Genomic DNA, 6,436 nt, shown 5'->3' with positions numbered 1-6,436 from the left:
CGGCTTCCAAGCAAGAGTATCAAGCGCTACCACCGGAGGCAAGATTGAAGTAAGACTTGACAGTGCAACCGGAACCTTGGTTGGGACTTGCGTAGTTAGCGGAACAGGCGGATGGCAGGCCTTTGCAGATGTGAACTGTGCTGTCAGCGGTGTAAGCGGAAAGCATGACTTATACCTGAAATTTGTTGGAGACAGCGGATATTTAATTAACCTTAATTGGTTTAAATTCAGCAATACACCTGTTATTACAGGTAAATTAGGTGATATAAATTCCGATGGACAAATAGATGCTATTGACTTACAAGTATTAAAAAATATCTTCTTGGATCAGGAACAATAGAAGACACTAAGCTTGCTGATTTGGATGCTAACGGAGATGTTAACGCAATTGATTTTTCTCTATTGAAACAATACCTTCTGGGGACAATTTCTACTTTTCCGGGATCAGGTGCAGTATAGACTGAAAAGTATGTTTTATCATATTTTCAAAATTAAAATAAGGAAAGAGGTATTATTATGAAAAAGGTATGCAAGATGTTAGGGCTTTTAATTATTTTCACTACTCTTTTTTCATCCGTATGTTATGCGGACAACCCAGTGGTACAAACACTTTATACCGCTGATCCTGCTCCTATGGTGTATAACGGGACTTGTTACCTTTTTACGGGACACGATGAGGATACAATAGTAAATAATTTCTATACAATGAATGACTGGAGATGTTATTCATCAACAGACATGGTGAACTGGACAGATCATGGCTCACCGTTGGCGGCTACCACATTCAGCTGGGCAAAAGGTGATGCCTGGGCAGGTCAGGTTATTTTCAGAAATAATAAATTTTATTACTACGTACCAGTTACAAGAAAAACAGGCGGTTACGCCCTCGGTGTTGCAGTATCCGATAGCCCTACAGGCCCGTTTACCGATGCTCTGGGGAAACCTTTAGTAACAAATAACGGAGGCTCTGATATTGACCCTACCGTATTCATAGACGACAACGGACAGGCTTACCTTTATTGGGGTAACGGAAATCTGTGGTATGTGAAATTAAATCAGGATATGATTTCTTATTCCGGCGGTATCGTTCAGGTATCACCGAAGCCTACGAGCTATGTAGAAGGCCCATGGTTTTATAAACAAAATAATTTATATTACATGGTATATGCAGGTATGGGTTCAAACGGTGAAGATATACAGTATGCCACAAGCACTAGTCCTACCGGACCATGGACATCTAAAGGTGAAATCATGCCTTCAAAAAACAGCTTTACAAACCATCCGGGCGTGACAGATTTTAAAGGGAATTCCTATTTCTTTTATCATACAGGTGATTTGCCCGGAGGCGGAAGTTATCACCGTTCAGTAGGTGTTGAGCAATTCAAGTACAATGGCGACGGGACTATTCCAACCATTCCAATAACTCAAACCGGACCTGCTCAGGTTCAATACCTTAATCCATTTGTCAAAAACGAGGCTGAAACAATCTGCTGGGAGTCCGGAATTGAAACAGAAACATGCAGCGAAGGCGGAATGGATGTAGGTTTTATCGAAAACGGTGATTATATAAAGGTTAAAGGTGTAGATTTTGGTACAGGAGCAGCATCCTTTGTTGCCAGAGTTGCTTCAGCAACAAGCGGCGGTAATATAGAACTAAGACTTGACAGCCCCACAGGTAAACTGGTGGGAACTTGTGCAGTCAGTGAAACGGGCGGATGGCAGACTTGGAGTGATAAGTCCTGTACCATCAGCGGCGCAGAGGGAGTACATGACTTATACCTGAAGTTTACAGGAGGAAGCGGTTACCTGTTTAATTTCAATTGGTGGAAATTCGAAAAAAGCGGAACACCTACAGTTGTCGGAGATCTCAATGGAGATAACAGCGTAGATGCAGCAGATTATGCATTGATGAAGAAATATATTCTGGGATTAATTAATGATTTTCCGGTAGATAACGACATTGAAGCAGGAGATTTAAATAAGGACGGAACTATTGATGCACTGGATTGTGCTGTCTTCAAAAAACTTCTGTTGGGTATTGTTTAGAAATTACAGGTTGACACTATGGTGATTTTGGATTATAAGTGGTTGTCAAATTGTTATATCTGAATTTGTAAAATTTGTCAAGGAGGGAAATATGTTAAAAACTATGAGTATACTTCTGCCATGCTTATTGATATTTTTACTTATATTCAGTGTACAAATACCTTTATCGGTTTCAGCAGCGAACGTTGAAGTCCTAAAGCAATTCGACATGGAACAGGTAAAAATCACAGATGCATATTATGTAAATGCATTTAATAAAGAGGTTGCTTACCTTAGGGCAATTGATCCAAACCGTTTGTTGGTGGGCTTTAAGAAAGCAGCCGGCTTATCAACAACCTATAGCTATTATGGAGGGTGGGAAAACAACACCCTGATTCAGGGCCATACCATGGGGCATTACATGTCAGCACTTGCGCAGGCTTATAAGAACACCAAGTCCGATCCTACAGTAAATGCAGATTTGAAAAGCCGTATCGATTTGATTATATCCGAATTGCAGGCTTGTCAGAATAAAAACGGCAATGGATATTTGTTTGCAACTCCAGTTACCCAATTTGATGTTGTAGAAGGAAAGGCTTCCGGTTCAAGCTGGGTACCGTGGTATACCATGCACAAAATTATGTCCGGTCTCCTTGACATTTACAAATTTGAAGGCAACCAATCCGCATTGACAATAGCAACCAATCTGGGAAATTGGATATACAAAAGAGTAAATGCCTGGGATTCTGCAACACAGTCAAAGGTATTGGGTATTGAGTATGGAGGGATGAATGATTGTCTCTATGAATTGTATAAGCTGACAGGTAACAGCAACCATTTGGCAGCAGCACATAAATTCGACGAAACCTCACTATTTAACACCATCGCTGCAGGCACAAACGTTTTACCCGGAAAACATGCCAATACAACTATCCCAAAATTCATCGGTGCCCTGAACCGCTATCGCACTCTTGGAACAGCAGAATCTTCATACTTAACAGCAGCACAAAAGTTTTGGGATATAGTATTGAAAGACCATACATATGTAACAGGCGGTAACAGCGAAGATGAGCATTTCAGGGCCCCAGGCCAGCTGGATGCATACAGGGATAATGTAAATAATGAAACCTGTAATGTCAATAATATGCTGAAGTTGACCCGAGAGCTGTTCAAGGTAACAGGCGACGTTAAATATGCAGATTACTATGAGAACGCATTGATAAATGAGATCATGGCTTCCCAGAATCCGGAGACCGGAATGGCCACATACTTCAAGGCTATGGGAACAGGATATTTCAAGGTGTTCAGTTCCCAATTCGATCATTTCTGGTGCTGTACGGGAACGGGGATGGAGAATTTTACAAAGCTGAATGACAGCCTGTATTATAATAATGGCTCAGACCTGTATGTAAATATGTATCTGAGTTCTACCCTGAACTGGAGTGAAAAGGGTCTTTCACTGACACAGCAGGCCAATCTACCAATATCAGATAAAGTAATATTTACTATCAACAGCGCTCCTTCATCAGAAGTAAAAATTAAATTCAGGTCACCATCATGGATTGCAGCAGGACAAACTGCTACGGTCAAGGTTAACGGCACTCCTATTAATATTTCCCAGGTAAACGGCTATCTTGATGTCAACAGAGTGTGGCAGGCAGGAGATACAGTTGAGTTGACCCTGCCCATCGAAGTAAGAGTTTCCAGACTATCTGACAGTCCCAATACGGTAGCCTTTACGTATGGTCCCCTAGTATTGAGTGCAGGCCTTGGAACTGAAAGCATGACTACTCAATCACATGGGGTTCAGGTTTTAAAAGCAACTAAAAATGTGACTATCAAAGATACTATTAATATCAATACCACTGCCAGTCCCAGCATTGATAATTGGCATGCAAATATTAAGAACAATATGGTTCAAACGCCCGGTAAACTGGAATTTACACTTAGAAATACCGATGAGGATAACCATTTGGTATTCACACCCCATTATCAGAGATACAAGGATAGGTATGGTATCTACTTCAAACTGGGAACGTATGTGGGTACACAACCCTCGGACAATTTGCTAGCAAATCCGGATATGGAGTCAGGAAGCACCACAGGCTGGACTGTCAATGGTGCAGGTTCAATTGCCACATCAACAGTGCAAAAGCACTCGGGGAGCTATAGCCTGCTGCATACAGGCAGGACGGGAGCATGGAACGGGCCTATTCAGAATATTACAGCAAAAGTTCAGAACGGTAATACGTATACTTGTTCCGGCTGGGTAAGACTGGACAACACTGCCAGTGCTCCAGTAACAATGACTATCAGGAAAACGGATGACAGCGGAACTTCCTATGCCAATATTGCTACTTCTACAGGAAGCAATAGCTCCTGGGTGCAATTGTCAGGCAACTATAAGTTAAATGTTACAGGCACATTAACTGACTTGAGCATATATTTCGAAGGGCCTGACAGCGGAACCAATTTATATGTGGATGATGCATCAGTTAAGATTTATGGGAAAACAACCTTCTATCAGGATACTGCTTTTGGTGGTACTGCGGTGTCGCTGAACCCCGGCAGCTATACAACTGTTCAGCTCACTGCTGCAGGTATTTACGACAACTGGGCATCTTCGGTGAAAATACCCGAAGGTTATACAGTTGAGATTTATGATAATGACAATTTCACCGGTACGAAATGGTCCTTTACCGCAGATAATTCAAACTTTATAGAAGCCGGATGCAATGACAGGATGTCTTCTGTGAAAATTTTCCCCACCGTTATTCAGGTGAAGCATGGGGATGTTAATAGGGACGGAACTGTAGATACAATTGACCTTGCTCTACTAAAGCAGTATTTGCTGGATGATGAAGGCACAATTGATTTGGCTGCAGCCGATTTGGACGGTGATGCAGCCGTGACAGCAATGGATTTTGCAGTATTGAAGCAGTATCTGCTGGGACAAATATCAGAGCTTTAAAACAAAAACAAAATTAGGGGGGATATACTATTATGAAAAAAGTTCGTGCGGTCATTACACTTGTCCTTTTAGGGCTTACATTTACTATAATAATGGCCCTGAATACCGGGGCATGGGATAACGGTCTTGCCAAAACACCACCGATGGGGTGGAACAGTTGGAATATCTTCCATGGAGATATTAATGAAACCAAGATTAAACAGATTGCCGATACAATGGTAAGTTCAGGAATGAAGGATGCAGGCTACGTGTACCTGAATCTGGATGATAACTGGATGGCAAATCCGGCACGTGATTCCAATGGAAACCTGCGAGCGGACCCTACACGTTTTCCAAACGGAATTAAGGCTTTATCGGATTATGTACATGCAAAGGGTCTCAAACTCGGAATATACGGATGCCGTGGAACCATGACCTGTATGAATGTTCCTCAAAGCGGCAGCAAAGGTTATGAGGATAAAGATGCAAAGACATTTGCTTCATGGGGCATTGATTACCTTAAATATGATAACTGCAATATACCAAACGGAAGTGACATGAAAACCGATTACCAGAAAATGCAGACCGCGCTTGCAAATTGCGGAAGGCCAATCGTATTCAGCATATGTGCATGGGGATATCAAAGTTGGATGCCTGCAACAGGTAATTTATGGCGTACTACCGGAGATATCGCTGATAAGTGGGATAACGGAACCGAATGGTTCAAAGGTATTATAAATGCAATTGATGGTAATGCCCAATACACAAGTTCAGCTGCTCCAGGAGCATGGAATGATCCTGATATGCTTGAAATCGGAAACGGTGGATGTACAACAGAGGAATACCGTACCCAGATGAGCATGTGGAGTATGATGGCATCTCCTCTAATTGCAGGAAATGATATAAGGACCATGTCACAGACAACAAAGGATATTCTATTGAATAAGGAAGTAATAGCAATAGATCAGGACCCCGCAGGAGTTCAGGGAAAAAGAGTTAAAAGTGCAAATGGTCTGGAGGTTTGGGTAAAATCACTGGGTACAAATGGGACAACTAAGGCAGTTGCTTTATTGAACAGGAATTCGACAACATCCAATATTACAGTTAATTGGTCAGACATAGGTGTAAGTGGAAGTGTTACGGTCAGAGATTTGTGGGCTAAAGCTGACAAAGGCAGTTTTACGGGCTCATATACAGCATCTGTTCCTTCACATGGAACAGTTTTGCTTAAGATTTCCACTGAACCGCCTGCACCTGTTGATGCAACCAAGCAAATAGAGGCAGAGAACTACAGTAATCAGTCAGGAATCCAGACAGAAACCTGTTCGGAAGGCGGGGAGGATGTAGGATTTATTGAAAACGGGGACTATACTGTTTACAGTAATGTGGATTTTGGTGATGGTGTCGGAGGCTTTCAGGCCAGAGTAGCAAGTGCAACCAGCGGAGGCAACATTGAAATAA

At 42.0% G+C, this 6,436-nt stretch carries 3 protein-coding genes and 1 pseudogene; all 4 read left to right on the top strand.

Going from position 1 to position 6,436, the window contains the following annotated elements:
* Positions 1 to 43: 43 nt before the first annotated feature.
* Positions 44 to 459: pseudogene (locus tag L323_RS0120915) on the top strand (carbohydrate-binding protein).
* Positions 460 to 516: 57 nt separating this feature from the next.
* The gene (locus L323_RS34625; RefSeq protein ID WP_020816261.1) at positions 517 to 2,046 is read left to right on the top strand and encodes a family 43 glycosylhydrolase; all 1,530 of its coding nucleotides are present in this window, start codon (positions 517 to 519) and stop codon (positions 2,044 to 2,046) included.
* Between the two features lie 91 nt (positions 2,047 to 2,137).
* Complete coding sequence (locus tag L323_RS34620; protein ID WP_020816260.1) at positions 2,138 to 4,996, top strand: beta-L-arabinofuranosidase domain-containing protein; 2,859 nt, start codon at positions 2,138 to 2,140, stop codon at positions 4,994 to 4,996.
* A gap of 32 nt (positions 4,997 to 5,028) precedes the next feature.
* Positions 5,029 to 6,436, top strand: a 1,408-nt coding sequence (locus L323_RS34615; RefSeq protein WP_020816259.1) for a carbohydrate-binding protein, incomplete at its 3' end; no start/stop codon positions are given.

Source organism: Ruminiclostridium papyrosolvens C7 (assembly GCF_000421965.1).
GTDB lineage: Bacteria > Bacillota > Clostridia > Acetivibrionales > DSM-1351 > Ruminiclostridium > Ruminiclostridium papyrosolvens_A.
The sequence above is the reverse complement of the archived record's forward strand: the minus strand, read 5'-3'. Positions and strand labels throughout refer to the sequence as shown.